Source organism: Haloterrigena gelatinilytica (assembly GCF_013342145.1).
GTDB lineage: Archaea > Halobacteriota > Halobacteria > Halobacteriales > Natrialbaceae > Haloterrigena > Haloterrigena gelatinilytica.
On sequence record NZ_JABUQZ010000001.1, the window covers coordinates 1,350,194 to 1,374,012 of the forward strand.

The 23,819-nt window shown below is 66.0% G+C and carries 25 protein-coding genes; 13 read left to right on the plus strand and 12 right to left on the minus strand.

Annotated features, from left to right (window positions below; translation table 11 throughout):
- Positions 1-52 precede the first annotated feature (52 nt).
- Complete coding sequence (locus HTZ84_RS06870) at positions 53-1,045, minus strand: metal-dependent hydrolase (RefSeq protein ID WP_174679990.1); 993 nt, start codon at positions 1,043-1,045, stop codon at positions 53-55.
- 193 nt (positions 1,046-1,238) lie between these two features.
- Between HTZ84_RS06870 and HTZ84_RS06875 the strand changes: the two genes are divergently transcribed.
- Positions 1,239-2,444, plus strand: coding sequence for a pyridoxal-phosphate-dependent aminotransferase family protein (locus HTZ84_RS06875; RefSeq protein WP_174679991.1), 1,206 nt, complete (start codon positions 1,239-1,241; stop codon positions 2,442-2,444).
- Between the two features lie 36 nt (positions 2,445-2,480).
- Here the strand turns inward: HTZ84_RS06875 and HTZ84_RS06880 are convergent, their stop codons facing one another.
- Both HTZ84_RS06880 and HTZ84_RS06885 read right to left on the minus strand, forming a co-directional pair.
- Positions 2,481-2,786 (minus strand): DUF7116 family protein, encoded by a 306-nt coding sequence (locus tag HTZ84_RS06880; protein WP_174682544.1) that lies wholly within the window; start codon positions 2,784-2,786, stop codon positions 2,481-2,483.
- A gap of 278 nt (positions 2,787-3,064) precedes the next feature.
- Positions 3,065-3,304, minus strand: a complete 240-nt coding sequence (locus HTZ84_RS06885; protein WP_174679992.1) for a DUF5816 domain-containing protein — start codon at positions 3,302-3,304, stop codon at positions 3,065-3,067.
- A 154-nt stretch (positions 3,305-3,458) separates the two neighbouring features.
- On the opposite strand from HTZ84_RS06885, the gene HTZ84_RS06890 reads away from it, so the two are divergent.
- A complete protein-coding gene (locus HTZ84_RS06890) occupies positions 3,459-3,869 on the plus strand; it encodes a universal stress protein (protein ID WP_008895261.1) in 411 nt (136 codons plus the stop codon).
- Positions 3,870-3,940: 71 nt separating this feature from the next.
- Here the strand turns inward: HTZ84_RS06890 and HTZ84_RS06895 are convergent, their stop codons facing one another.
- On the minus strand, positions 3,941-4,384 hold the full coding sequence (locus HTZ84_RS06895; RefSeq protein ID WP_174679993.1) for a universal stress protein: 444 nt from the start codon (positions 4,382-4,384) through the stop codon (positions 3,941-3,943).
- Between the two features lie 112 nt (positions 4,385-4,496).
- On the minus strand, positions 4,497-5,534 hold the full coding sequence (locus HTZ84_RS06900; RefSeq protein ID WP_174679994.1) for a mechanosensitive ion channel family protein: 1,038 nt from the start codon (positions 5,532-5,534) through the stop codon (positions 4,497-4,499).
- A 158-nt stretch (positions 5,535-5,692) separates the two neighbouring features.
- Here HTZ84_RS06900 and trmB point away from each other — a divergent pair, with 158 nt between their 5' ends.
- From trmB to HTZ84_RS06940, 8 genes are all read left to right on the plus strand, one after another.
- Positions 5,693-6,757, plus strand: coding sequence for an HTH-type sugar sensing transcriptional regulator TrmB (trmB, locus tag HTZ84_RS06905; RefSeq protein ID WP_174679995.1), 1,065 nt, complete (start codon positions 5,693-5,695; stop codon positions 6,755-6,757).
- 337 nt (positions 6,758-7,094) lie between these two features.
- Positions 7,095-8,567: an extracellular solute-binding protein gene (locus HTZ84_RS06910; protein ID WP_174679996.1), complete on the plus strand. Its 1,473-nt coding sequence runs from the start codon at positions 7,095-7,097 to the stop codon at positions 8,565-8,567.
- Entirely contained in the window at positions 8,557-9,585 is a 1,029-nt protein-coding gene (locus HTZ84_RS06915) for a carbohydrate ABC transporter permease (RefSeq protein WP_174679997.1), read from the plus strand. The genes HTZ84_RS06910 and HTZ84_RS06915 overlap by 11 nt, the downstream gene beginning before the upstream one ends.
- Positions 9,585-10,622 (plus strand): carbohydrate ABC transporter permease, encoded by a 1,038-nt coding sequence (locus tag HTZ84_RS06920; RefSeq protein WP_174679998.1) that lies wholly within the window; start codon positions 9,585-9,587, stop codon positions 10,620-10,622. Before HTZ84_RS06915 ends, HTZ84_RS06920 begins: the two co-directional genes overlap by 1 nt.
- 4 nt (positions 10,623-10,626) lie before the next feature.
- Positions 10,627-11,814, plus strand: coding sequence for an ABC transporter ATP-binding protein (locus HTZ84_RS06925; protein WP_174679999.1), 1,188 nt, complete (start codon positions 10,627-10,629; stop codon positions 11,812-11,814).
- Between the two features lie 146 nt (positions 11,815-11,960).
- Positions 11,961-13,040: a Gfo/Idh/MocA family protein gene (locus HTZ84_RS06930; protein ID WP_394353296.1), complete on the plus strand. Its 1,080-nt coding sequence runs from the start codon at positions 11,961-11,963 to the stop codon at positions 13,038-13,040.
- A gap of 71 nt (positions 13,041-13,111) precedes the next feature.
- Positions 13,112-13,429: a carboxypeptidase regulatory-like domain-containing protein gene (locus HTZ84_RS06935; RefSeq protein WP_174680001.1), complete on the plus strand. Its 318-nt coding sequence runs from the start codon at positions 13,112-13,114 to the stop codon at positions 13,427-13,429.
- A 160-nt stretch (positions 13,430-13,589) separates the two neighbouring features.
- On the plus strand, positions 13,590-14,558 hold the full coding sequence (locus tag HTZ84_RS06940) for a sugar phosphate isomerase/epimerase family protein (RefSeq protein ID WP_174680002.1): 969 nt from the start codon (positions 13,590-13,592) through the stop codon (positions 14,556-14,558).
- A 30-nt stretch (positions 14,559-14,588) separates the two neighbouring features.
- Here HTZ84_RS06940 and HTZ84_RS06945 read toward each other — a convergent pair whose 3' ends face one another.
- Together HTZ84_RS06945 and HTZ84_RS06950 are read right to left on the minus strand one after the other, a co-directional pair.
- On the minus strand, positions 14,589-14,891 hold the full coding sequence (locus HTZ84_RS06945) for a HalOD1 output domain-containing protein (RefSeq protein WP_174680003.1): 303 nt from the start codon (positions 14,889-14,891) through the stop codon (positions 14,589-14,591).
- Positions 14,892-15,062: 171 nt separating this feature from the next.
- Complete coding sequence (locus HTZ84_RS06950; RefSeq protein ID WP_174680004.1) at positions 15,063-15,500, minus strand: hypothetical protein; 438 nt, start codon at positions 15,498-15,500, stop codon at positions 15,063-15,065.
- A gap of 327 nt (positions 15,501-15,827) precedes the next feature.
- On the opposite strand from HTZ84_RS06950, the gene HTZ84_RS06955 reads away from it, so the two are divergent.
- Positions 15,828-15,983 carry a hypothetical protein gene (locus tag HTZ84_RS06955; RefSeq protein WP_254612588.1) on the plus strand — a complete coding sequence of 52 codons (156 nt, stop codon included), beginning with the start codon at positions 15,828-15,830 and terminating at the stop codon, positions 15,981-15,983.
- Positions 15,984-16,087: 104 nt separating this feature from the next.
- Here the strand turns inward: HTZ84_RS06955 and HTZ84_RS06960 are convergent, their stop codons facing one another.
- From HTZ84_RS06960 to HTZ84_RS06970, 3 genes are all read right to left on the minus strand, one after another.
- On the minus strand, positions 16,088-16,786 hold the full coding sequence (locus HTZ84_RS06960; RefSeq protein ID WP_174680006.1) for a 6-hydroxymethylpterin diphosphokinase MptE-like protein: 699 nt from the start codon (positions 16,784-16,786) through the stop codon (positions 16,088-16,090).
- Positions 16,787-16,991: 205 nt separating this feature from the next.
- Positions 16,992-18,182, minus strand: coding sequence for a dihydropteroate synthase (folP, locus tag HTZ84_RS06965; protein ID WP_174680007.1), 1,191 nt, complete (start codon positions 18,180-18,182; stop codon positions 16,992-16,994).
- 88 nt (positions 18,183-18,270) lie between these two features.
- Entirely contained in the window at positions 18,271-19,512 is a 1,242-nt protein-coding gene (locus HTZ84_RS06970) for a Cdc6/Cdc18 family protein (RefSeq protein WP_174680008.1), read from the minus strand.
- Between the two features lie 1,023 nt (positions 19,513-20,535).
- Between HTZ84_RS06970 and HTZ84_RS06975 the strand changes: the two genes are divergently transcribed.
- On the plus strand, positions 20,536-21,315 hold the full coding sequence (locus tag HTZ84_RS06975; RefSeq protein WP_174680009.1) for an RNA methyltransferase: 780 nt from the start codon (positions 20,536-20,538) through the stop codon (positions 21,313-21,315).
- A gap of 68 nt (positions 21,316-21,383) precedes the next feature.
- On the opposite strand, the gene HTZ84_RS06980 is transcribed toward HTZ84_RS06975, so the two are convergent.
- Complete coding sequence (locus tag HTZ84_RS06980; protein WP_174680010.1) at positions 21,384-22,043, minus strand: HTH domain-containing protein; 660 nt, start codon at positions 22,041-22,043, stop codon at positions 21,384-21,386.
- Positions 22,044-22,196: 153 nt separating this feature from the next.
- Positions 22,197-23,150, minus strand: coding sequence for a DMT family transporter (locus HTZ84_RS06985; protein WP_174680011.1), 954 nt, complete (start codon positions 23,148-23,150; stop codon positions 22,197-22,199).
- Positions 23,151-23,336: 186 nt separating this feature from the next.
- On the opposite strand from HTZ84_RS06985, the gene HTZ84_RS06990 reads away from it, so the two are divergent.
- Entirely contained in the window at positions 23,337-23,819 is a 483-nt protein-coding gene (locus HTZ84_RS06990; protein ID WP_174682545.1) for an Lrp/AsnC family transcriptional regulator, read from the plus strand.

The window sequence follows — 23,819 nt, forward strand, 5'->3', positions numbered from 1 at the left end:
GCGTATTTCGTCTTGTACTGAAAGGAGCGGACGGCGCGGGGGACGTCCGTCGCTACCCGGCCGGAGCGACGAAGAGGTACACTGCGGCGTACGCCGCGAGCGCGACGGTCACGGCGGCCAGAGCCGTGAGCGCGACCTCGAGGGTCGGCTCCGTGCGGGGGAGTTGTCGGCCCCACAGCCGGCGGACGGGCATCGAGTGCCCCCCTCGAACGACGCCGCAGCAGAGGCCGACGCCGAGAATCGAGAAGACGAAGTGGTACGAAACGTCGAGGGTCGGCGGCGCGACCGCGAGCGCGGCGAGCCCGTAGGCGACGCCGACGCCGGCACGGCGGTCGACGGACGCGAGGATCGCTCGGTCGGTGAGCCGACAGACGACCGCGACGGCGAGCCAGATCGCCGCGAGTTCGATCGCGAACGCGCCGAGCAGGTGCAGCGTCGGGTCCGGGTGGAGGACCACCCGCGACTCGAGGACGGGGAGGTCGAAGGGGAAGAACCAGTCGGGCGGCGAGCCGGTGACGAGGTCTCCCCACGGGTGCGACCAGAGGCCCCAGAGCGCGGCGACGGCGACCGTCGACGGCGAGAGCGTGGTCCGTCGAGCGACGCCGCGGGCGACGAGAACGCCGCTCGCCGCGAACAGGACCACGACGACCGCAGTCAGGGGCCCGTCGGCGAGAAACGCGACCGCGACGAGCGCAGCGAGTGTCGCGAGCGCGCCCGTGCGCGCGACTCGAGCGCGATCGGAACGGCCGCGAACGGCGAGCAGTCCGAACGCCGGCGCGGCGACGGCGCCGACGACCAGCGAGTGGGTGGCCGAGCGGTGGACGACCCGGCTCGCGTCCCAGAAGGCCGTCGACGCGCCGAGGACGCCGTCGGCGACCTGCCACCGGAGGAGCCCAACGAGGGCGTACGCGACGTCGATGTCGGGAATCGCGGCGAACGCGCCGGCGACGGTCCCGACGATCAGCGCCGGGCGGCGCTCCCAGCCTCGCCAGTCGGCGATCAGCGCCGCGACGGCGAACGCGAGGAGGGCGTGACCGACGAACACGATAGCTCGGCTATGTGTCGGGTAGGCTTAAACGGATCGCAGCCGCGAGAAACGATAGCAACCCGCAGAACTCGAGTCGCTCAGCGCCCGCTCGATCGGGAGTACAGCCGGGTGCGGACGTGATCCGCCGTCCGGCGTCCAGTACTTCCGATGCCGGTAGGCCTTTGCGAGTGGCACTCGAGCACACGTTCATATGGCTCAGACTCCGTTGAACGAGTCGGCTCGCGCGCCGTCGGTCGGCGAACTCACCCCACCGGATCGCACGCTGATGGGTCCCGGACCGAGCGACGTGAACCCGCGCGTGCTCCGGGCGATGAGCACGCCGCTGGTGGGCCACCTCGATCCGTCGTTCGTCGAGATCATGGACGAGGTCCAGGAACTGTTGCGCTACACGTTCCGCACCGACAACCAGTGGACGATCCCGGTCTCGGGGACCGGGTCCGCGGCCATGGAGGCCGCGATCGGCAACGTCGTCGAGCCGGGGGACACCATGCTGGTGCCCACGAACGGCTACTTCGGCGGCCGCATGGCCTCGATGGCCCGCCGGGCCGGCGGCGAGGTCGTCGAAGTCGACGCGCCGTGGGGAGAGCCCCTCGATACCGACGACGTCGCGGACGCGCTGGCCGAGCACGATCCCGACGTCTTCGGGTTCGTCCACGCGGAGACGAGCACGGGCGTCCTCCAGCCCGACGTTCCCGAACTGACGGCGGCGGCCCACGACCGCGACGCGCTCGTCATCGCCGACACCGTCACCTCCCTCGGCGGAGTGGAGCTACGGGTCGACGAGTGGGATATCGACGTCGCCTACTCGGGGCCACAGAAGTGTCTCTCCTGTCCGCCCGGTGCCAGCCCACTCACGCTCTCGGACGAGGCCATGGAGAAGGTCCTCGCGCGTGACGAAGAGCCCCGCTCGTGGTACCTCGATCTCTCCCTGCTCGAGGGCTACTGGGGCGACGAGCGATCCTACCACCACACGGCGCCGGTCACGAACGTCTACGCGCTCCGGGAGGCGCTCCGGCTGGTCGCCGAGGAGGGAATCGAGGAGCGCTGGGCGCGCCACGAGCGACTGGCCGGCGCGCTGAAAGCCGGCGTCGAGGGGATGGGCCTGGAGATGAACGCCCCGGACGAGTACTGGCTGCCCAGCTTAAACGCCGTCCGCGTCCCCGACGGCGTCGACGACGGCGCGGTCTGTGACGCCTTGCTCGAGCAGTACGATCTCGAGATCGCCAGCGGGCTGGGCGATCTGGACGGCGAGATCTTCCGGATCGGCTGTATGGGTCACTCGGCGCGCCCGGAGAACGTCATCTACGTCGTGACGGCGCTGGGCGACGTCCTCGAGTCGATGGGCGCGGACGTCGATCCCGGGACCGGCGTGTCGGCGACTCGAGACGCACTGTAGCGGCGAAAAAAGCGGTTCGGATTCTCGTCTGCGTCGTTACGCGGAGACGCGCGGTCCTGGCGGGGCTCGTTCCACCTGATAGTCTTCCCCGTCGACGACGATGATGGCCCACTCGTAGTCCGGATTCCGGCTCCGGAGCTTGTTCTCGAGGTCGTCCGCGTCCTCGGGTTCGGCGACGAAACAGTGGAACTGCCCCGACTCGGAGGGGAGCTCTCCCGTCTCGAGGACGGCGTTTACGTGGACGACTTTCCACTCGCGTTCGGCGCGGAACGTCGGGCCGGTTCCTTCGACGGTGTAACCGAGCTCTGCGAAGATCGACCTGGCCTGCTCGACGAGTCGCATGTTAACAGGACCCATTCACCACTCCCTACGACGGCCTCCACCATAAATGTTAGTCCGTAACAAGGGGGTCGAGATTCTCCGACGAACGCACTCCGTGCGCCCGTTTAGAGACAGTTCGGAACCTATCGTCTCGGTTAGTGGCGGGAAGTCGACCGTCTCCTCAGAAACGTGACTGATCGACGGTTCGCGGGGCACCAGGGTCGGTACCCGTCGCTCGCCGTCGTCCGCGTCGTTCGCGTCCAAGCGGTGCCCGCACGGCTGCGGGCGCGAGACGACGGTTACTCGTGTGCGGCGTCCCACTCGGTCGGCTTCCGGAAGTTGCCACACTGGTTGCACTTGATGCGGCCCATCGAATCCATCGCGTTGTCGAAACTCTCGCAGTTGGTACAGAACCAGCCGTACCGCCGGTCGGCGTCGCGAGACTCGTAGGCGACGAGGAACGGTCCCTTCGAGCCGCGGTCGCCCTCGGTCTCCGTCACGTAGACGGTCGTCCCGTCCGTAGTGGACCGTGATTGCATACCACCTGCTATCGTCGCTCGGGATAAATGACTGTCCTTCCGTCGTCCCCGCACGGAGCACCGGGAGCGGCCGCGAGCAGACCGTGATACACGTTCACAATCGTGATTGTCCTAACTGAAAGGTTTACCCGGGCGGGAGTCGTTCGCTTGGGTAATGTCGCTGGTCGTCGTCCCCGTTCGGTATCCCCTGTCGAAACGCTCCAAACGCACGCTCGAGCGAGCCATCGAGATCGCTCGCGAGCGGGAGGCGGCGCTGACGGTCCTCCACGTCGACCTCTATCAGAACGGGCGGAAAGTGACGCGGGTCGACCTGAAAACCGCCGTCGAGCGGACGTTCGGCCACCTCGAGAACGCGCGGTACGTCGTGCGGACGGGCTTTCTCGTCGAGGAGAGCATCCTCGACGAGGTGGCGGCGGAGGAGGCCGACGCGGTCGTCATCGGCAGCCAGCAGGCGAGCCGACTGCGCCGGCTCTTCCGGCGCTTTACCGACAACCCGGATATCGACCAGTATCTGCGGAGCCACCTCGAGTGCGAGGTCATTACGGTCGAAGGCGCCCGCGCGTAAAACGGCGACTCGACCGCATCGCGATTCTTCGCCGGCGGCGCTCGCGTTACTGCCGGCGTCCGGACGCGCCGCTAGTCGGTGCCGCCCGCATCGCGGACGACGAACACCGGAATCTCGGCGTTGTCGACGACCCGCTCCGAGACGCTGCCCAGCGAGGCGATCTTCTCCCGCGGACTTTTCCCCCGCGTCCCGATGACGATGAGGTCGATACCGTGCTCGTCGGCGTACTCGAGGATCGCCTTCGACGGCGTCCCCTTCCGGACGTCGGTGACGGTCTCGAGCCCCCGTCGGTCGGCCCGATCGGCGACGTCCGCGACGGCCTCGCGGCCCTCGTCCTCGAGGGAGGCCTCGAGCTCGGGACCCGTCTCGTCGGTCGCCGCGGCGGTGACGCGGCTGTCGACCACGTACAGCGAGTGGACCGTCGCGTCGTTGTGCTCGGCGATCGGCAGGCCGTGGGCCAGCGTCTCGGCGATCGTCTCGCTCCCGTCGGTCGGAATGAGGATGTCGTCGTACATCGTCGGCTACCGCAGACTTGGACGGGAACCCGGATAAAAGACGGTCACAGTTCTCTCGCGGCGGTAGTGTCCGTCCGACGGAGCGGCGACGACGTGCCCGGTCGGCCCGGCGTCACTGATCGGCCGGTTCGCCGATGTCGGTCCCGTCGCCCTCTTCGCCCTCGCCCTCGGACCGCGGGTCCCGCTCGACCGACGACTCGGGCGCCGGCCGCTCGGCGCCCCGCTCCTCGATGGACATGCGGGCGACGCCGCTCGTCTCGTCGAAGACGTGGTGGCGTCGCGGGTAGGCGAACTCGACATCGATCTCGGCGAACCGGTCGCGCAACTCCGTTTGCACCTCCGAACGGGCGACGTTCAGCTTGTAGGGGTTTTTCACCCAGAAGAAGAGCTCGAGGGCGACGCCGTGGTCGGCGAATTCGGCGATGTTACAGAGGGGCGCCGCGCCGTACCGCGCGCTGCCGATCCGGATGTCCGGACCGCCGGAGATTACCGTGCCGACGGCTCTGGCGGCCCGTTCGGCCTGCCGGCGCGCGGCCTCGACGTCGCTCCCGTAGGTGACCGCAAAGGAGAGCGAGATCCGGGTCCGTTCGTCCTCGGCGGAGTAGTTGACCACGTCCCGTTCCTGAATCGCGGAGTTCGGGATCACGATGAACGTGTTCTGGAGGGTGAAGATCTTGGTGTACCGGATCGTGATGTCCTCGACGAACCCGCGGTGGCCCTGATCGGGAATCTCGATCATGTCGCCGATCTCGTAGGGCCGGTCGGCGAGCACGAAGAAGCCGTTGATCAGGCTGCCGACCAGGGGCGCGAGGACGACGGCGATGACCGCCGAGATGACGGTCACCGAGAGGAGGATCTGCGTGTTCCCGACGCCGAGGATACCCGCGGCGACGAACAGGGAGAACAACAGCACGGAGAACCTGACGCCGCGGAGGACGGTCCGAGTGACGCTGGGGCGTTCGATCCGGCGAGCGACCGTCCGCCCGGCGATCCGAACGACGTACTTCGAGAGGTACCAGCCGGCGATGACCACGAGAAGCGAGAGGGTGATGTCGACCGTGGACTGCGAGACGTCGAACGGCAACACGCTTCGCACGCCCTTTGCCGCTTCGCTGGCCTCGCTCTCGTTTCCCTGTAACACCCCGCGCATAGCAGCACACTCTGGGCCGCTGTGGTTAAGAGTTCTGACTGTCACGGCTGTCGTGCTAACTGGGAACCACTCTCACTGGACGGAACTACCCGATTTCGAAAACAGGTGCTACTCGGGTTATAATAAATCATATATCCGTCGGGAGCGTAGGGGCTCGTATGGCACCAGACGAGCTCCGCACGACCGTCGAAGGGGTCGGCGAGCGATTCAATCTCGGCGAGTACGAGATCGACGCCTATCTCACCGTTCTCGAGCAAGGACAGCTCACCGCGAGCGAAATCGCGGATCGGACCGACATCCCGCAGCCGCGGGTCTACGACACCGTCCGCAGTCTCAGCGACCGCGGGCTCGTCGAACTCCGCGAGTCCCGCCCGATGAAAGTCGTCGCGATCGATCCCGAGGAGGCCTTCGAGAACGTCCAGCAGTCCTTGGAGGAGATGATCAACGAACTCGAGGCCCGGTACACCGCGCCCGCCCGCGACACGGAGGCCGTCTCGCTGGTCAAATCGCGCTCGACGATCCTGCGCTACCTCGAGGAGGTCATCGACGCCGCCGACTACGAGCTCTCCCTGTCGCTGACGCCGGACCTGTTGACCCGCTTCGAGGACGAGCTGAAGGCCGCCGTCGACGCCGGCGTCAGCGTCGACCTGATCGTGACGCCGGCCGGCGAGGCGCCCGATCCGTCCGAGTTCGACTACCTCGAGATCGCGACGACCGCCCGCGCGCGACGCGGGATCACGACGCCGGTCGTCGCCGTCGCCGACGGCAACTACTCGATCTACGCGACCCAGGACGCCCTGCGCGACGATCAGGACCGCTACGGCGTCATCTTCAACCGCTCGGCGCTCGGCTTTCTCGTCTCCGGCTTCTTCGGGACCGTCCTCTGGACGACCGCCGAACGGACGCTGGGCGAGGACGGTAGCACGCGGACGTATCCGCGCAAGTACGCCACGATCCGCCGCTGCGTGAAGGACATCATGGAGGAGGGCGGCGAGTTCTACGCGACGATCGAGGGTCGAGACGTCGACGTCGGCGGGCCGCGCGTCGTCCGCGGGCGCATCCTCGACGTCTCCTTCGAGGTCAGCGAGGAAGTCGCCAGCCTCACTATGGAGACCGAGGAGGGCGAGGAGATCACCGTCGGCGGCCGCGTCGCCGCCCTCGAAGACGTCGAAGCCCACGAGATCCACATCGGCCGCAACGAGCCGCCGACGCTCGAGGACTGAGCGGTCGACCGCCGACGGACGACCCCGTCGACGCGACGGTCCCGCCTGGACAGGGTGGAAGTCCACCACTTACCGCTCGAGACGGACGAAGTTCCGATCGATATCACTCCCCGGAACATCGGTCGTCGGCCGGCATCTGCCGACCGCCGATAGCAATGGCCGATTAGGCGCGCTGCGAAACTGTTTCTCAGCTTACCCACCTACATCCATAGTTCCCCCCATAATCCCGTGATTGCCGACAAAGAGGCCGTAACGAGGCCGCCATCGTGACTGTCAGATCTTATCATACCATTTATTGCCAACAGCTAAGGCACATAACGTGGACGGCCCACAGGTCATGGGACGTGATACCGGCGGTTGCAGCGATCGCCCGCGGCTCCGACGGCGGTCGTTCCTGCAGACCGCATCAGTGGCCGCTGCGGGCGGTGCAGTGGCCGTTACCGGCTGTCTCGGTAGCGGCAGCGCTCCGGGAACCGTGGTGATGACCGCCGCCCAGGACGTCGCGGGGATCATGCACAGCGACGGAGACGAGCCGTCGATCCAGCAGGCCCTGTGGGACGCCGGGCTGGACGCCGACATCCGCGTCGAGGTCCAGACCGTCGTCAGCGACTCCGTCCAGCGGATGCAGGAGGCCCAGGCGGCGCTTCAGGCGGGTCGCGCCCCGCCGGACATCCACATGATGGACAGCGGGTGGACGATCCCCTTCATCCTCCGGGAGCAGACGACCAACCTGAGCGAACACCTCGGGGACGAGGCCCTCTCGCGCGTCGATGAGGACTACAGCCAAGCGATCGTCGAGACGGCTCGTCACCCGGAAACAGACGATCTACACGCCGTGCCGCTGTTTCCGGACTTCGGCCTGATGCTGTACCGACAGGATCTCATCGAGGACGCGGGCCACGATACGAGCAACTGGGCGACCGAGCCGCCCTCCTGGGAGGAGTTCGCGACGGCCGTCGACGACGCGATGAGTCAGTCCGACGTCCAGTACGGCTTTACGACCCAGGGGGCCGCCTACGAGGGACTGGCCTGCTGTACGTTCAACGAGGTGATGACCTCCTGGGGCGGCGCGTACTTCGGCGGCGTCGAGAACCTGTTCACGGCCGGCGACCGTCCGGTCACGGTCGACGCGGAGCCGACGATCGACGCGATCCGCATGATGCGCGCGTTCATCAACGGCGACGATCCGAACGGCCTCGACGGGTTTCCGGAGATCTGTCCGTCCGCCGTCGTCCAGTGGACCGAACAGGAGTCGCTCAACCCCTTCGCGGCCGGCGACGCCGTCGCCAACCGCAACTGGCCGTTCGCGATCGCCGAGACCGGCGGCGAGGACGGGTTCGGCGAGGACCTGGGCGTCATGACGCGGCCGTACGCGGTCTCTCCCGAAGAGGCCGAGTACGAGGGGGTCGGCGGCTCCGCTTCGGCGCTCGGCGGCTGGAACCTCGTCGTGAGCCCGTTCTCGGAGCGCCGGGAGGAGGCCCTGCAAGTCCTCGAGGCCTTCACCGATCCGGAGGTACAGCTCACGGTCTACGAACTGGGCGGGTTCCTGCCCCCGAACGTGAACCTGATCGAAGAGGCCGATCCCGAGGAGATCGGGCCGTCGGCCCGGTACACGGACGTTCTCCTGCAGGCCAGCGAGAACGCGATTCCGCGGCCGGTGACCGACGTCTGGCCGGAGCAGTCGGCGCTGATCTACCAGGAGGTCAACGCCGCCTACCGGGGCACGAAATCGCCGGCGGGAGCGATGAGCGACCTCGCGGAGCGACTGGAGTCGAGCGAAACGGAGGTGGCCGAACAAAATGTCGACTGATACCGATACGGTGACCGGAGGCGAGACGACCGAACGCGACCGCACCGGGAACGTCGTCGTCAACTGGATGGAGAACCTGAGCGAGGCGGCCTACGCCTACCTGCTCCTGTTGCCGGCGTTCGCACTGTTGACGCTGGTGGCGTTCTACCCGCTGCTCCGGACGTTCGTCATGTCCTTGCGAGCGGATCAGACCCGCGGCTTCGATCCGCTGGGCGGGTTCGTCGGCGTCGATAACTACGTCGACATCCTCACGGGCAACGCCCGCCTCGCGCGGCAGTTCCTCGACGTCTCGCTGACCGCCTCGTTCCCCTTTATCGAACTCGGCGTTCCGTTCTTCCAGCAGGCGCTGTTCGTCACGCTCGCGTTCGCGATCATCAGCGTCCTCCTCGAGACGCTCATCGGGTTCGGACAGGCGTACGTGCTCGACCAAGACTTCCGGGGTCGACGCTGGGTCCGCGTGGCGATCATCCTGCCGTGGGCGGTGCCGATCGTCATCCAGGGGATGATCTTCTTCCTGATGTTCCAGCCGGAAGTCGGGTTCGGAACCGACGTCATGCAGTGGTTCGGCCTCTTCAGCGACGCCCCGCTGGCCAACAGCCGGGACTCCTTTATCATCATCCTCGTGGCCGACATCTGGAAGTCCTCGGCCTTTATGGCCCTGCTGATCCTCGCGGGGCTCCAGAGCGTCGACCGGAGCCTCTACGACGTCGCGAAGGTCGCCGGCGCCTCGCCGTGGCAGCGGTTCAAGCTGATCACGCTGCCGCTGGTGATGCCGGCCCTGCTGGTCGCGATGCTGTTCCGGACGATGGACGCGATGCGGGTCTTCGGGCTGATCGAGTCGACCGCCGGCTGTACCACGGTGCCGTCGCTGACCTGCCTCGTCGTGGAGGCGATGTTCGGCGGCACCCGCATCTTCGCGACCGCGGCGACCGTCGCGTTCACGACCGCGCTCGTTATCGGCCTCATCATCGGCGGTTACGTGGTCCTGTTCCGCGACACCGAAGGAGGGATGTACTGATGTCCGATCCGAATAGCTCCACCGATCCGACCGACACCGGGGGTACCGACGCGGACGACCGACCGCGGGATCCGACGCTCCGCCGCCCCGACGGGGGCACGGACGTCCTCAAAAACGGCCGCGAGGCGGAACTCGACCGCGGGCCGCTTCAGCGGTGGGCCGCCGACTCGATCCAGAACCCGGAGCGAGTCTACCGGGCGCTGTTCTACGTCGCGGCGATCTTCTTCCTCTTTACGACGCTGTTCCCGTTCTACTGGCTGCTCATGGTCGCGCTGACGCCGGAAGGACAGCTCCAGGACATCGTCTTCACGCCGAACGGGTTCAACCCCGGCGCCTTCGTCGAGGTGTTCGAGGTCATCCCGTTCCACTGGTACATGTTCAACAGCTTCGTGATCGCGCTGGGGTCGACCGCCGTCGTCCTCCTCGTCGGCAGCCTCGCCGGCTACGCGTTCGGCCGCCTCGAGTTCCCCGGTCGGACGCCGCTGATGCTGCTGGTGCTGGTGATTTCGTTCTTCCCGCCGGCGGCGTTCTTCATCCCGCTGAACGACCTGTTCAACACGTCGTTCTTCTTCCTCGAACCGATCACGGGCGACGGCACCCTCTACAACACGCCCTTCGCGATGGTGACGCCGCTGTCGGCGATCTTCATGCCCTTGGCGATCTTCATCCTGACGACCTTCTACTCGCAGATCCCGGACGGGTTAGAGGACGCGGCCCGCGTCGAGGGGACGACCCGACTGGGCGCGCTGTTCAGAGTCATCATTCCGCTGTCGGCCCCCGGCGTCGCGACCGCCGGCGTGCTGACGTTCATCGCGGTCTACAACGAGTTCTTCTTCTCGTTCCTGATGACCGACGGCCAGCCCGAGAACTGGGCGCCGATCCTCGAGGGCATGCTCGCCTATCAGGGGCAGTACGAGGTGCTGTACCATCTGATGGCCGCCGCGAGTATCATCGGGGTGATCCCCGTCGCGATTCTTGTGGTCATCGCACAGGAAAAGATCGTCAGCGGACTCACCGCAGGAGCACTCAAGGAGTAACACAATGGCACGAGTACGACTCGAGAACATCACGAAACGGTACGGAGAGGAAACGGCGGTCGACGACATCAGCCTCGAGGTCGAGGACGGCGAGTTCGTCACCTTCGTCGGCCCCTCGGGCTGTGGCAAGTCGACGACGATGGAGACGGTCGCGGGGCTGACGACGCCCACGGAGGGACGGGTCTACATCGGCGACGACGACGTCACCGACCTGGCTCCCAAGGACCGCGGGGTCGCGATGGTCTTCCAGAACATCGCGCTGTTCCCGCACATGGACGTCTACGAGAACATCTCGTTCGGGTTGCGCCTCCGGAAGTACGACGACGAGGAGGTCCGGCGCCGCGTCGAAGAGGCCGCCGATATCGTCCAACTGGAGGGGATGTTAGACCGGATGCCGGCGGAGATGTCCGGCGGCCAGCAACAGCGGGTCGGCATCGCCCGCGCGATCGTTCGGAACCCGGACGTCTTCCTGATGGACGAGCCGCTGGCGAACTTAGACGCGAAGCTCCGGGTGCACATGCGGACGGAACTCCAGCGGCTCCACCGGGAGTTAGACGCGACGGTCATCTACGTCACTCACGACCAGGCCGAGGCGATGACGATGTCCAACCGGATCGCCGTCTTGAACGACGGGAAACTCCAGCAGATCGCCCCGCCGCTGGTCTGTTACAACGAGCCCACGAACCTCTTCGTCGCGGGCTTCATCGGCTCGCCGTCGATGAACTTCATCGAAGGGACGCTCGTCGAGGGCGGCCTCGAGACGAACAACTTCACCGTCGATCTCGATCCGGGCCGACTCTCTGGCGTCTCGATCGGCGACGACGTCACACTTGGGGTCAGGCCGGAGGACGTCCACCTGTCCCAGTACGCGGACTCGCTGGCCGCGCCGACGGATCCGATCGACGCCCGAACCGACGTCTTGGAGCCGATGGGCGACGAGGTCTTCGTCTACCTCCTGCTCTCCGAAGCGGCGGAGGGGTCGATGGATCAGGACCCCGCCACGTCGCCGAACCAGTTGCTGATGAGCGTCACCCCCGATACGGAGATCGAGGCGAACGAGGACGTCGACGTCGTGCTCGATCGATCGAAAATTCACCTCTTCGACACGGCGACCGGCGACGCCTTGCTCCACGGCCTGACCGACCGCTCGGAGCGAGAGCCCGGAACGACGCCGACGGAAGCCGATAGCTGACACGTCTCGACCACCGGCGGCGAGCGACCGCCGACCCGCCGATCGGCTTATCAGCCGCTGCCGTTTGGCAACGGACAGAAGACGTTCGAGTACGAAGGTTCGATATCGCGGTACTGGGTGTATCAGTACGAGAACAGACTGCAGCTATCGACACTCCGATGACAACAGATCGAAGCGACATCAGAACGGGAATCGTCGGCTTGGGGAACATCGGCCAGTACCACGCGGAACGCCTCATCGAACTGGGCGTTCCGCTCGTGGGAGGGATGGACGTCGCCGCCGAGGCGCGCTCGCGGTTCGCCCGCCGCTACGACGTCGACGTCTACGAGGACCACCACGAACTGTACGACACCGTCGACGCCGTCGTCATCACGACGCCGAACAAGTACCACGAGGAGTACGCCGTCGACGCCTTCGAGCGCGATCTGCACGTCCTGCTCGAGAAACCCCTCGCGCACTCCCTCGAGAGCGCCCAACGGATCGCCGACGCCGCCGCGGACTCGGACGGCCACGCGATGGTCGGATTCAACAACCGGTTTTCGAACACGGTCCAGATCGTCCGCAACCGGATCGAACGCGGCGATCTGGGCGAGGTGACCCACGTCGAAGCCAACTACGTTCGCCGCCGAGGCATACCGGGGCGGGGTTCGTGGTTCACCCGCCGGCAGATCGCCGGGGGCGGGTCGCTCATCGATCTCGGCGTCCACGCCATCGATCTGGCCCTCTACCTGCTGGACTATCCGCCCGTTTCGGAGGTAAGCGGGGTCGCCCGCGGCGAGTTCGGAGCGGACGAGGAGTACGCCTATCTCGACATGTGGGGCGAGGACGCCGGCCCGGCCGGCTTCGACGTCGACGACTCCGCCAGCGCGTTCATCCGGTGTGGGGGCGACCGGACCATCTCGCTGGAAGTCGCGTGGGCGACCAACCGGCCGGCCAACCACGAGTTCGTCGTTCGAGGCACCGAGGCGGCCGCGCGGTTCGACCTGCTCGAGGGGGATCTGACCATCCACTCGGCGAGCACCGCCGGTCCCGACCACCTCGAGAACACGTCCGTCGAGACGCGCCAGAACGACACGCACTCGGCGGAACAGGAGGAGTTCTACGATCGGATCCTCCGCGACGACCCCGACGACAGGAGCGTCGAGCACGGGCTCTCCGTCCAGCGGATCATCGACGCGATCTACCGGTCCAGCGACGACGGCCACACGATCACGATCGAGGAGTAAGCCGGGACTCCGACGCCGGTGCCTGCGATTGCAGATACGTCGTTTTCTCCGCAGTTGTGGTAGTTGCTCGCATGCAGATCGAACGATCCCTCGTGCTCGAGATCAGCCGCCACGAGGTGCCCGTCGGACGGCCGATCACCGTCCGGGTCCGCGACAAGGGGAACAACCCGATCGAGGGGGCGCTCGTCGAGGCCGGCTCGAAGCGAAAGCGAACGGACGGCCGCGGCCGGTGTGAGATCGCGTTTCGCTCGCCCGGCTTCTGGAAACTCGTCGCGACCAAGTCGCCGACCGAACGGGTCCGCTACCGGTCGACGTCGACGTTGGTTCGAGCGCTCCCTCGGTCGACGACGGACCGGCGGCCGCGGCGGGTCGGTCCGCCGACGAGATAGCGCGCAACCCGGTAGCGTCGCTGAACGGCGAGCGGAACCGAGCCGCGAGGCTCGCTCCGCCGGAGACGTATCGAACCGAACCCCCGCCGGAGATCGCGGGAGTCGAGACCCCGCGTTGCCGGCCCGCGTTTTATTTCTCCCGCCGTGGTTGGTGGTCGATATGGACATCGGCGTACACACCCCGCCGCTGGCGGACGAATCGCTCGAGGGGGCACTCTCGTATCTCGACGAACTCGGCGTGAGCGCGATCGAACCGGGCGTCGGCGGCCATCCGGGACAGGACCACCTCCCGCGGGCCGAATACCTCGACAACGACGCCGAACAACAGGAGGTGCGAAACCTCCTCGACGAGCGCGACATGCGGATCAGCGCGCTCGCGACGCACAACAACCCGCTGCATCCGGACGACGAACGGGCCGAGCGGGCGGACACGGAACTGCGCGAGGCGATCGAGCTGGCCGCTCAGCTCGACGTCGACGCCGTCACCTGTTTCTCCGGCCTCCCCGCCGGGGGGCCGAACGACGAAGTCCCCAACTGGATCACGGCCCCTTGGCCGCCGGAACACGATGAGGCGCTCGAGTACCAGTGGGAGCAAGCGGTGGCCTACTGGAGCGACCTCAACGAGTACGCCGACGAGCACGGCGTCGATATCGCGATCGAGATGCACCCGAACATGCTGGTCTACGAGCCCCACGGGATGGCCCGACTGCGCGAGGAGACGGGCGAGCGCATCGGGGCGAACTTCGATCCGTCCCACCTCTACTGGCAGGGGATCACGATCACCGACGCGATCCGCTATCTCGGCGAGCGCGACGCGATCCACCACGTCCACGCCAAGGACACCAAGATCTACGACGCCCAGGCCCGCGAGAAGGGGGTCCTCGATACGACCGCCTACGACGACGAGCCGAACCGCTCGTGGCTCTTCCGCTCGGTCGGCTACGGCCACGGCGAGGGTCACTGGAAGGACATCGTCTCGACGCTGCGGATGGTCGGCTACGACGGCGCGCTGAGCATCGAACACGAGGACTCGCTGACCAGCTCTCGGGAGGGCCTCGAGAAGGCGGTCGACCTGCTCGAGCGAGCGGTCTTCGAGACGGAGCCGGGCGAAGCCTACTGGGCCGACTAGGAGGGCGGTCCTCGCGCCTCGAGTGCGTGCCTAGTCCTCCAGCGAGAACTCGATGGAGCCGTCGGCGACCGATCGATCGTTGACGTCGACGCGACCGTCGCTGGAGACCGTGATCTCGTACCCCTCGTACTCGAGGACGACCCGTGCGGTCGTCGACCCGGCTGCGGGCTGGAACAGTCGGTCTAGCGCCTCGGGGTTGACCACGGCGTACAGCGGCTCGTATGCCGGCGGTTCGACGTCGGTGACGTCGACGCCCTCGTGGGCGGCGATCGCCTCGATGACGGCCTGGCTGGGTGCCACCGCATCGGACGACGGGTCGGACGAAGCGGACATAGCCGTCGCTACACCGAACGGCCCGATAAGCGTAGCGGCTCTCAAACCCTCGTGACAAAGTACCCGCACAACCCGTCAAACGACGGTATTTTGCGGTTCTGAAATCCGCCGTCGGATATCGTCTGACGAAATCGGCGGTCCGAACGGACGTCGCCGGGCGACGCCGGGCGACTACTCGGCGGCCTCCGGACGAATGAACCGATCGACCGCGGTCCGGAACTGCGGGCTCACCTGATACCAGAGCCAGCAGCTGACGCCCGCGGCGATCAGCGACGTGGCGACGATCCCGAACGTCGCCACCAGATAGGCCGTCGAGCCCTCGCCGCCGACCGCGAACACGTTCGCCGGGTTCTCGTGAACGAAGAAGAAGTAGCAGACGAACCACGCGGTCGGCAACAACGCGCCCACGAGCAACGGGGCTCCGTAGATGTAGTTTCGCAGCCAGATCAATCCGAGTGCAACCAGGGGGCCGACGACGCCGACGACCAGCAGAAAGGCGGGCTGGCCCTGCGTAAACGTCGCGCCCACTGATGACTGGGCGAGGGCGAACAACCCCATGATGACGTAGTACGTCAGTACCGGGACCGTGACGATGAGTCGGGGATCCACGTACTACGATGGCGACCTGTTCGTCTTAACCGTTATTACCATCGTTCCGATAGGTTCGGCGGCGGCCTGTGACGAGACGCAGTTGGGAGTTCCGTCTCCTCCCGAACGATCCGTCGACCGAACGGTGTAATTCGAGACGGTTCGCCGTCGTTCGCCGGTGTCCGACGGCGGTAAGCGCCGCATTACGTCGCGGCTGACCGTGGGTATTGGGACCGCATTCCTATCATATCTCGTGTCATTCACGGTAACAAGATCATAACGAAACCGAATACGGTGGGACCGCTGCGTATGCGAGGTCAGGGGAGACCGAACCGGGAGTCGGTATCGGTGGGACTGCGAATCGTCCTCGAGACTGTCTTCGGCCGCGACGACGGTGGGACGATCGTCGAGGAGTGTCGGCGCTGCGGGACGACCCGCGAGCTAGACGGCGTGTCCTGTCCGACCTGTGGCTGCGACGGCGTCGCGCGGTACCGCATCGAGTGACGAACGCGCTCGACTGTACTCACTAGTCCGGCCGTCGACGACTGAACGACCGCCGCCGAGCGCTGTCCAGACGGTCCGCCATCCGCCGTCGTTCGAACGGGCCGTCACTCGACGGGCAGGGCGCTCGTCTCGATCGCGTCCCGCCGGCCGTCCAGCACCGAGAAGCGCTCGTCGCGCCGCGACTCGAGCCAGTAGAGCAGTCGCTCGGCCCACTCGAGTTTGCGCGCTTTGGGCGAGTCGACGGCGGGGTCCTCGAGGTCCCACCCGACGAAGGCGAGTTCCGCGGCGCCGAGGTGGTCGGCGAGGAAGGCCGCGCGGTCGCCGTCGGTGAACCCCCCGAAGTTCCGGACCGGGCCGCGCGGCGCGGCCTGCGTCGTCGGGAGGACGAACTCGCCCGCGCAGTCGGGGACGACGTCGCGAACGAGAGGAACGTTGTCGCCGTGGGCGTGGACCGCGACCGTCGTCTCCGCGCCGGTCAACCGACGGACGGTCTCGGGGTTCTTGTCCAGATCCGTCACCATGCAGTCGGCGTCGATCCCGTTCGCCGCAAGCGTGTCGACCGCCGTCGAAGCCGCGACGACGGCGTCGGCCGCCCGCGCCCGCTCGAGGGCCGACGCCGACTCGAGGGACGGGCCGGCGCCGGCGACCGCCACCGTGGCGTCCCGAAGGCTCGAGAGGCGGTCGAGATCGAAGTCGTCGGTCAGCGAAGCCAGGACGTCGCGGGCTCGTTCGTCGCCGGTTCGATCGTAGCCGAAGTCGCGACAGATGGCCTCGTAGACGGGCTCCCACTCGTCGAACTCCATAGTCGTACTGGCGGCCGGAGTCCTATCGGTGTTCGGACTCGTCGCTGGCCGATACGGACCGTCGGCCCGGTCGAGTCGTCACTGGTCGACGTAAGGCCACAATAATTCCGTGTTGTGGGCCGGGAGTCGCCTCCAAAGTACCCCTACCCGGGAGGCCGCCCGGCGTCCACTCCCTCTTTTTGAAGCATGCGGTATAAGCTTTCTCTTACTCAAGCATTTGTGCGAGCGACTCCCCGACCGAAGACAGGTCTCCGTCTTCGTCGCGAAGACACGTTTTGACGGCGGAAATTCCGGTTACCGAACCGACGATCAATACCTGGTTATTGGTACCACGATACACGGACGCGTCGGCGTCGTCGACGATCGACCGAATGCGGTCCCGATCCTCGCTCCGGAGTCCCTCAATCTCGATCGCGAGCGCGTACCAGTCGTCGGCGACGGCGGGATCGACGCCGCGTTCGTCGAGGTACGCGCGCAGTTCTCGACTCGAGTGCACGTCGAGTCGGGTCACCGAGAGGTCGTCGACGGTCCGCGAGCGTTCGCTGAACGCGTCGCCGATCAGGGCCGCGTCCCGCGTCTCGGCGACGTCGTGGGTCCTGATCACGTGCGCGCCGCGCTCGACGGCCATCGACGTGGCCGCGAGGCTGACCGGGAGCCGCTCGTCGGTCTCGCGGCCGGCGATCTCGCCGAGGAAGTTCTTCCGGTTGATCGAGACCAGCATCGGCCGGTCGAGCGCGCGGAACTCGCGCAGTCGGCGGAAGGTCTCGCGGTCGTCCTCGAGGGTCTGGGCCTCGCTCCAGCCGCCGAAGGCGGGGTCGACGATCGTCTTGTCGGTCAGGCCGTTCTGCTTGAGGGCCTCGTAGACCTGATCGACGTAGTCGGCCCGCTCGGCCCAGTCCGCCGACTTGCGCGCGGCCCAGTCCGTTTCCTCCACGGCCCCCGGCCGCTCGAGGTTCGGCGGACTGGCCATCTTCGCGACGGCGACGTCGTGCTCCTCGCAGACGGTCGGCATCTCCGGATCCGCGAAGCCGGCGATGTCGTTGACCATGTCGAACCCCTTCGAGAGGGCCGCGTCGGCCACTTCGGCGTAGCGGGTCTCGATCGAGAAGACGGCGTCCCCGGAGACGCTCTCGATCGTCTCGAGGGCGACGTGGAGGCGATCGAGTTCCTCGTCCGCGGAGAGCACGTCGAACCGTTTGTTCGCCGACTCGAGACCGATGTCGACGATATCGGCGCCGGCGCCGATGAGTTCCTCGTCGACGTATCGGGCCGCCTCGCCGGGGTCGTCGTAGACGCTGGGATCGTAGGGGGACTCCTCGCTGACGTTCAACACGCCCATAATGCGGGGCGGGTGGTCGTCACCGATCCCCAGCCCCGCAGCGTCGACGTTGTGCATACCCGATCTGAGGAGAGGAAACGGAAATGACCCCCGGTTCCGGCGTATTCGGCGACCGGGCGATGCAGAAATCGTTCTCGGTGTGCAACTACGCAGCGTCGTCGCCGTCGTCCTCGAGGACGGCGAGCCGCGAGTCCCGCAAGAGCACCTTCTTGACGATCGAGGGGTTCTCGAGCAGTCGGTGTTTGGCGTGGGCGCCGCGGCCGCGTCCGCGACCCTCGCGTTCGGACTGGATCACGTTGAGAAAGTTCTGTTCCTGAAGGATTTCCTGAACGCGCCGCTCGGAGAGCACGTCGAAGTCGAGTTGGAGGGCGACCTCCTTGTACTGGTTGTAGATGATCTTCGTCGGGAACTCCTTCTCCGTGCTGTTCTCGGTCAGCAGCGTCAGCGAGTAGAGAATGGCCTTGGCCTGCTGGGGCGAGCCCTCGATGAGTTCGTTGAAGCGGTCGGCCTCGGTCTTCTCCTTGGCGTCGCGGACGTGGTCGGCGGTGACCCGCGTCGCGTTCTGTTTCTTCGCGATGCGACCGGCGTTGCGGAGGATGTCGATCGCCTTGCGGGCGTCGCCGTGTTCCTGGGCCGCCAGCGCCGCCGTGAGGGGAATGACGTCGTCCGAGAGCACGCCGTCGTGGAAGGCGTCGCGCCGCTTCTCCAAGATTTCGACGAGTTGGTTGGCGTCGTACGGCGAGAAGACGAGTTCGTCGCGAGAGAGACTGGATTTGACGCGTTCCGAGAGGTGGTCGGGAAAGTCGATCTTGTTGGAGATGCCGATGATGCCGATACTCGAGTCCGAGATGCGCCGGTTTTCTCCCGCACGGGAGAGCTTCCGGAGGACTTCGTCGTCCTCGAGCATATCGATCTCGTCTAAGATGACGATGGTGACGTCGGTGCAGTGGTCGATCGCCTGCCAGAGTCGCTTGTAGTAGTCGCCGGTGCCGAGGCCGCGATCGGGGACGGAGACGCCGCTCCGATCGGGTTCGTTGACGATCTGGGCGATCGTCTTCACGATCGACGCCTCGGTGTTTTGCTCGCCGCAGTCGATGAAGGCGTACTTGACGGTGATGTCGTCGCGCTGTGCTTCGGAAATCACCCGCTGGGTGATCGAACGGGAGATGAGCGACTTGCCGGTTCCGGTCTTGCCGAAGATGAACAGGTGGTTGGGTTCGCTCCCGAAAATAGCCGGGTTCAGGGCGTCCGCAACCCGTTGCATCTGCTCGTCGCGCCCGACGATCCGATCCGGACCGGGCAGGTGCGTAATCTCGAGCAGGCGCTCGTCGGCGAAGACCGGATCGTCGTACCGAAAGAGCGGGTCTCGATCGTCGTTTGCGGACATTGCGGTACCCCGTGCCTTCCCGCTGGATTGAAATAAAGGTATGGAGATCGCTCGCGGATGTAAATACCGACTGAATAGGCCTATGACGGCCGCGAGTACCCGTATCGTCGGAACTGACAGGAGACGGCGGCCTCGCGCTTCTAACGGCGGCGGCGACTCGAGCGTGTCAAACACCGACACCCCCGTCGCGGATGTAACGCTGACATCGGTCAACCGCCGAACTTCGATCCGCCGCCGAAGTCGGGAGAACCGAGGACAGACATCACGAGAGTGAGAAGAATCCGTCCGAGAGCCGGGAAAGCGGGTGATCTTGCCCCCTGTGCGACGCACGTCTGACGCGGAGGGGACACACACCCCCGTCGCGTTTGTAACGGGAAAGGTGGGGAGGGGGTTGCAGAATTATTCCGGATTTCGACGAGATTCGAGGCACTGACCCGCCGAATTTACATCCGCGACACAGGTGTGTTCCACGAAGAGACCCCCACACCTAGACGGCGTTACAAACGCGATGGGGGTGTGTGTCCCCTCAACGACTCGGATGAGACACGATCGCTCGAGGACGAACTGGTTCAGAACCGCTCAGAGAGTCCACACCATCGGAAAACGCGGATTCAGCGAACGCCAGCGAGCCAACCAACTCCAAAAAATACGGATCGAACAGATCTCCAGACCGTCTTAGACGCCGTCTAGACTAAGATCTAGAATAGTTCTAGATCTAGTTCTAGCTAGTCTAGTAACGTGGTCTAGTAATACTAAAGGTTATTTGATAACAGGTAGGATAGAGTTCGTTATCAGCGTGATCCCCCAAGGCGGAGTAACCGTCGTTCCGAACGTAACCGCTGGACCTCCCGAACGCGTCCCTTTTGCCACCGTAGCGGATAGTCGAGGTATGATCGACGCGTCCCTCGAGTCGCCGCCCTCTCAGTCCGTCGACCCGAGCCGTGGACTCCCGTACCGACGTGTGCGAACGGACGGAACCGAAACGGATACACGACTCCTCGAGCCGATATCCGCCATCGAACGATGACTCCCGAACCGCCCGCCGCCGAACCGCCGTCCGATCGGACCCCGCCAGCGGTCGCCGTCGTCGACGCCCAGTTCCCGGGCAACGTCGGTACCATCGCTCGAGCGATGAAGAACTTCGGATTCGAGGACCTCCTGCTGGTCGATCCGCCGGAACTCGATCCCGACGGGGAGGCCTACGGATTCGCGGGTCACGCCCGGGAGGACGTGCTTCCGAACGCGACGGAGATCTCGTTCGACCGGCTCGTCGCGGAGTATCACACGATCGGCTGTACGGCGGTCACCAACGAGGACGACCGGAGTCACGTCCGGTTCCCGTTCTCGACGCCCGCGGACCTCGCGGAGCGACTGCCGACCGTCGAGGCGCCGACGGCGCTGGTCTTCGGCCGCGAACGCGTCGGGCTGACGAACGAGGAACTCGCCCGCATCGACGAGATCTGTTCGATCCCGGCCAGCGCCGAGTACCCCGTCCTCAACCTCGGCCAGGCCGCGACGATCACGCTGTACGAACTGCGCTCGCTGGCCCTCGACGACGACGAGACCCAGCTACCGGACGTCGAACGCGTCCGCGCCCCCGAACCGACGGTCGATCGCCTCTACGATCAGTGGGCGGCCCTCCTCGGCGAGATCAACCATCCCGAAGAGAAACGCGACAAGACGATGCGGATGCTCCGGCGCGTGTTCGGCCGCGCGGATCTGACCGAACGCGAGGCGAACACGCTGCTCGGCATCCTTCGGCGGGCGACCGAACGACCCGCCGAGAACCGAGGCCGCGAGTAACGGCCTCGAGACGAGCTTCGAGAAGAGCAATTCGGACGCGAATCCGACGGATCGTCGAGTCGGACGTCTTACCGGGATTCGGCCGCCGCGGTCTCGCGTTCGGTCGTTCGAGACGGTTCTTCCCTGGCGACTAACTGACCCGTCTCGGTGACGGTTCCGACCCAGCCGCACTCGGGGCAGGCGAACAGCCCCTGACCGTCGATCAGCGAGGCGCCGCAGTCCGGACAGTCGTCGGTCCCCGAATCCGCGGCCGCCGTCTCTTCGGGTTCGCCGCCGAGCGGCGTGGGAAGCTCCCCGGTTCGGAGCGCGGCGATGGCCTCGTCGGTCGTGTACGTCTCGTCGGCGTCCTCGTCGGTGTGGGGGAACACGCCGACCAGTTCGTCGTCCGCGTAGAGTTCGAGACAGAGCATCGGCATGATCAGCACGTCGGTCGTCTCGCCGCTGATCTGGTTGGTCGCGGTGCGCTCCCGGAACGGCGGTCGGATGCTCACGCCTCGGCGGTCCGCCCACCCCTCGAAGCGCTCGACGCTCTCGAGGGCTTCCCGATAGGGCGTGTCGTCGGTCAGCGTGACCTCCTTGGGCCAACTGCGCAACAGCAGGTCGTCGACAGCGCCCTCGGACTCACAGGCGCGGAGGGTCTCGACCTGCCTGTCGACCGGCTCGAGCAGCAGCGGCGCTCGAACGTGGCAGACGGCGGTGATCTCGGTTTCGTGTGTCGCTGGCGTCATTGGTTCGGTGTTCGTCCGACCAACGTGTGAACTGATAAAGATTACCGACGCCGCAGATATCCGACACTAGCCATCCAGCGAGACTGTTCGTCTCTGTCGAAATTCGGCGATCGTCGGAATCGGACGACCACCCTCCGTCGCCGACGTACGTTCCTACTTCGAGGTCGCAGTCGAGCGCGTTTCGAGCGCCGACCGCAGCAGCGCCCGGAGCGCGCCGCGCTTGATGATGGCGAAGCCCGCGAGGATCGTCACCAACCCGAGGAGCATCACCGAATCGACGACGTAGCCGAGCGCGATCCAGCTGACGCCCATCGCGACGACCGGTTCCGCGTAGCTGACCAGACTGACCTGCGTCGCTCCGCTTCGATCGAGCAGTTCGAAGTAGAGCAGGAACGCGAACACGCCGGAGACGAGCGTCAGATAGCCGTAGGAGACCAGCGCCGACAGGGTCGGATCGATCGTCGCGACCGATTCGCCCCGGAGGGCCGCCCAGCCCAACAGCACCGCGCCGCCGACGAGCATCGACCAAGCCTGGAGCGTCTCGAGCGGGAGCTCCGAGTCGATCGGTCGCACGAACACGCTGCCGAGGGCGAACGCGACGGCCGAGGCGAACACCAGCGCGGCCCCGACGGTGACGTCGTCGCCGAGCGATCCCGGGGACGGCTGGACTACGGCGATGACGCCGACCAGCCCGAGCACGAAGCCGACGACGCCGCCGAGCGAGAGCCGTTCCTCCGGAAGGACGAGGCCGGCGAACGCCGCCGTGAGGATCGGGGCCGTACTGACGAGCGTCGCCGCGACCGCGCCCGAGACGTGCAGTTCGCCGAGGTACAACAGCCCGTGATAGAGCGCGATGACGAAGACGCCGGCGACGCTTACCGCCAGCCACTCCGCTCGGCTTCGCGGCCGCGTGCGATCGGTCACGACGGTCGCGTACCCGAAGACGATCGCGCCGGCGACCGCGTAGCGGAGCCCGGCGAACAGCAGCGGCGGCACGTGTTCGAGACCGACCTCGATCGCGACGAACGACGTTCCCCAGCACAGCGCTAGCATCGAAAAGAGCACCGCTTCGCGGTACCCGCTCGGCACCGAATCGAACAGTTTCATATCCGCTTCGGAAATCGTCGCTATATTTAGGCTCTTCTACAAGCGAGCGGATTTTCCTGGATTGAAAACCACACATATGGATGTCTTCCGAGTACCCATCCACGACTGGCACCAATGTTGTAGATAACTCCAATTACTTCGGTCGGAAGACACATCCCGCTACCCGACCAACCCTCGTTCATGGCCATCGACGAACGCGACGTGCGCCTGCTGAAGGCGATCGCCGAACTCGAGACGGGGAGCCCGGAACGGCTCCACGAGGCGACCGGCATTCCGGTCTCGACGATCCACTACCGGCTCAACAACCTCCGAGAGGAGGGGATCATCGCGAACGATCGCTACGAGATCGACCTCGAGGAACTCGGACTCGGCGTCACCGTCTTGGTCGAAGTTCACGCCGACTATCAGGGGTCGTACGAGGAGTTCGCGGACCGACTGCTGACCGTCGAGGGGGTTACGAACGTCTACTTCACGATGGGGGAGACCGACTTCATCGTCGTCGCTCGACTGAGCGGCAGCGAGATGGTCGAACGGTTGATCGCCGAGTTCGAGCAGCTCGAGGGCGTCGAGCGGACCGACTCGACGTTCGTCATCTCGGCGATCGAGGAACGGGACGCGCTCCAGAGCTACGAGTTGGAGACGCTGCTCGAGGAGCTAACCGACGAGTGA

Coding starts and splice junctions, on each gene's coding strand:
- HTZ84_RS06875 (WP_174679991.1), top strand. CDS start 1,239: ATGGCTCAGACTCCGTTGAACGAGTCGGCTCGCGCGCCGTCGGTCGGC.
- HTZ84_RS06880 (WP_174682544.1), bottom strand. CDS start 2,786: ATGCGACTCGTCGAGCAGGCCAGGTCGATCTTCGCAGAGCTCGGTTAC.
- HTZ84_RS06885 (WP_174679992.1), bottom strand. CDS start 3,304: ATGCAATCACGGTCCACTACGGACGGGACGACCGTCTACGTGACGGAG.
- HTZ84_RS06890 (WP_008895261.1), top strand. CDS start 3,459: ATGTCGCTGGTCGTCGTCCCCGTTCGGTATCCCCTGTCGAAACGCTCC.
- HTZ84_RS06895 (WP_174679993.1), bottom strand. CDS start 4,384: ATGTACGACGACATCCTCATTCCGACCGACGGGAGCGAGACGATCGCC.
- HTZ84_RS06900 (WP_174679994.1), bottom strand. CDS start 5,534: ATGCGCGGGGTGTTACAGGGAAACGAGAGCGAGGCCAGCGAAGCGGCA.
- trmB (WP_174679995.1), top strand. CDS start 5,693: ATGGCACCAGACGAGCTCCGCACGACCGTCGAAGGGGTCGGCGAGCGA.
- HTZ84_RS06910 (WP_174679996.1), top strand. CDS start 7,095: ATGGGACGTGATACCGGCGGTTGCAGCGATCGCCCGCGGCTCCGACGG.
- HTZ84_RS06915 (WP_174679997.1), top strand. CDS start 8,557: ATGTCGACTGATACCGATACGGTGACCGGAGGCGAGACGACCGAACGC.
- HTZ84_RS06920 (WP_174679998.1), top strand. CDS start 9,585: ATGTCCGATCCGAATAGCTCCACCGATCCGACCGACACCGGGGGTACC.
- HTZ84_RS06925 (WP_174679999.1), top strand. CDS start 10,627: ATGGCACGAGTACGACTCGAGAACATCACGAAACGGTACGGAGAGGAA.
- HTZ84_RS06935 (WP_174680001.1), top strand. CDS start 13,112: ATGCAGATCGAACGATCCCTCGTGCTCGAGATCAGCCGCCACGAGGTG.
- HTZ84_RS06940 (WP_174680002.1), top strand. CDS start 13,590: ATGGACATCGGCGTACACACCCCGCCGCTGGCGGACGAATCGCTCGAG.
- HTZ84_RS06945 (WP_174680003.1), bottom strand. CDS start 14,891: ATGTCCGCTTCGTCCGACCCGTCGTCCGATGCGGTGGCACCCAGCCAG.
- HTZ84_RS06960 (WP_174680006.1), bottom strand. CDS start 16,786: ATGGAGTTCGACGAGTGGGAGCCCGTCTACGAGGCCATCTGTCGCGAC.
- folP (WP_174680007.1), bottom strand. CDS start 18,182: ATGCACAACGTCGACGCTGCGGGGCTGGGGATCGGTGACGACCACCCG.
- HTZ84_RS06970 (WP_174680008.1), bottom strand. CDS start 19,512: ATGTCCGCAAACGACGATCGAGACCCGCTCTTTCGGTACGACGATCCG.
- HTZ84_RS06975 (WP_174680009.1), top strand. CDS start 20,536: ATGACTCCCGAACCGCCCGCCGCCGAACCGCCGTCCGATCGGACCCCG.
- HTZ84_RS06980 (WP_174680010.1), bottom strand. CDS start 22,043: ATGACGCCAGCGACACACGAAACCGAGATCACCGCCGTCTGCCACGTT.
- HTZ84_RS06985 (WP_174680011.1), bottom strand. CDS start 23,150: ATGAAACTGTTCGATTCGGTGCCGAGCGGGTACCGCGAAGCGGTGCTC.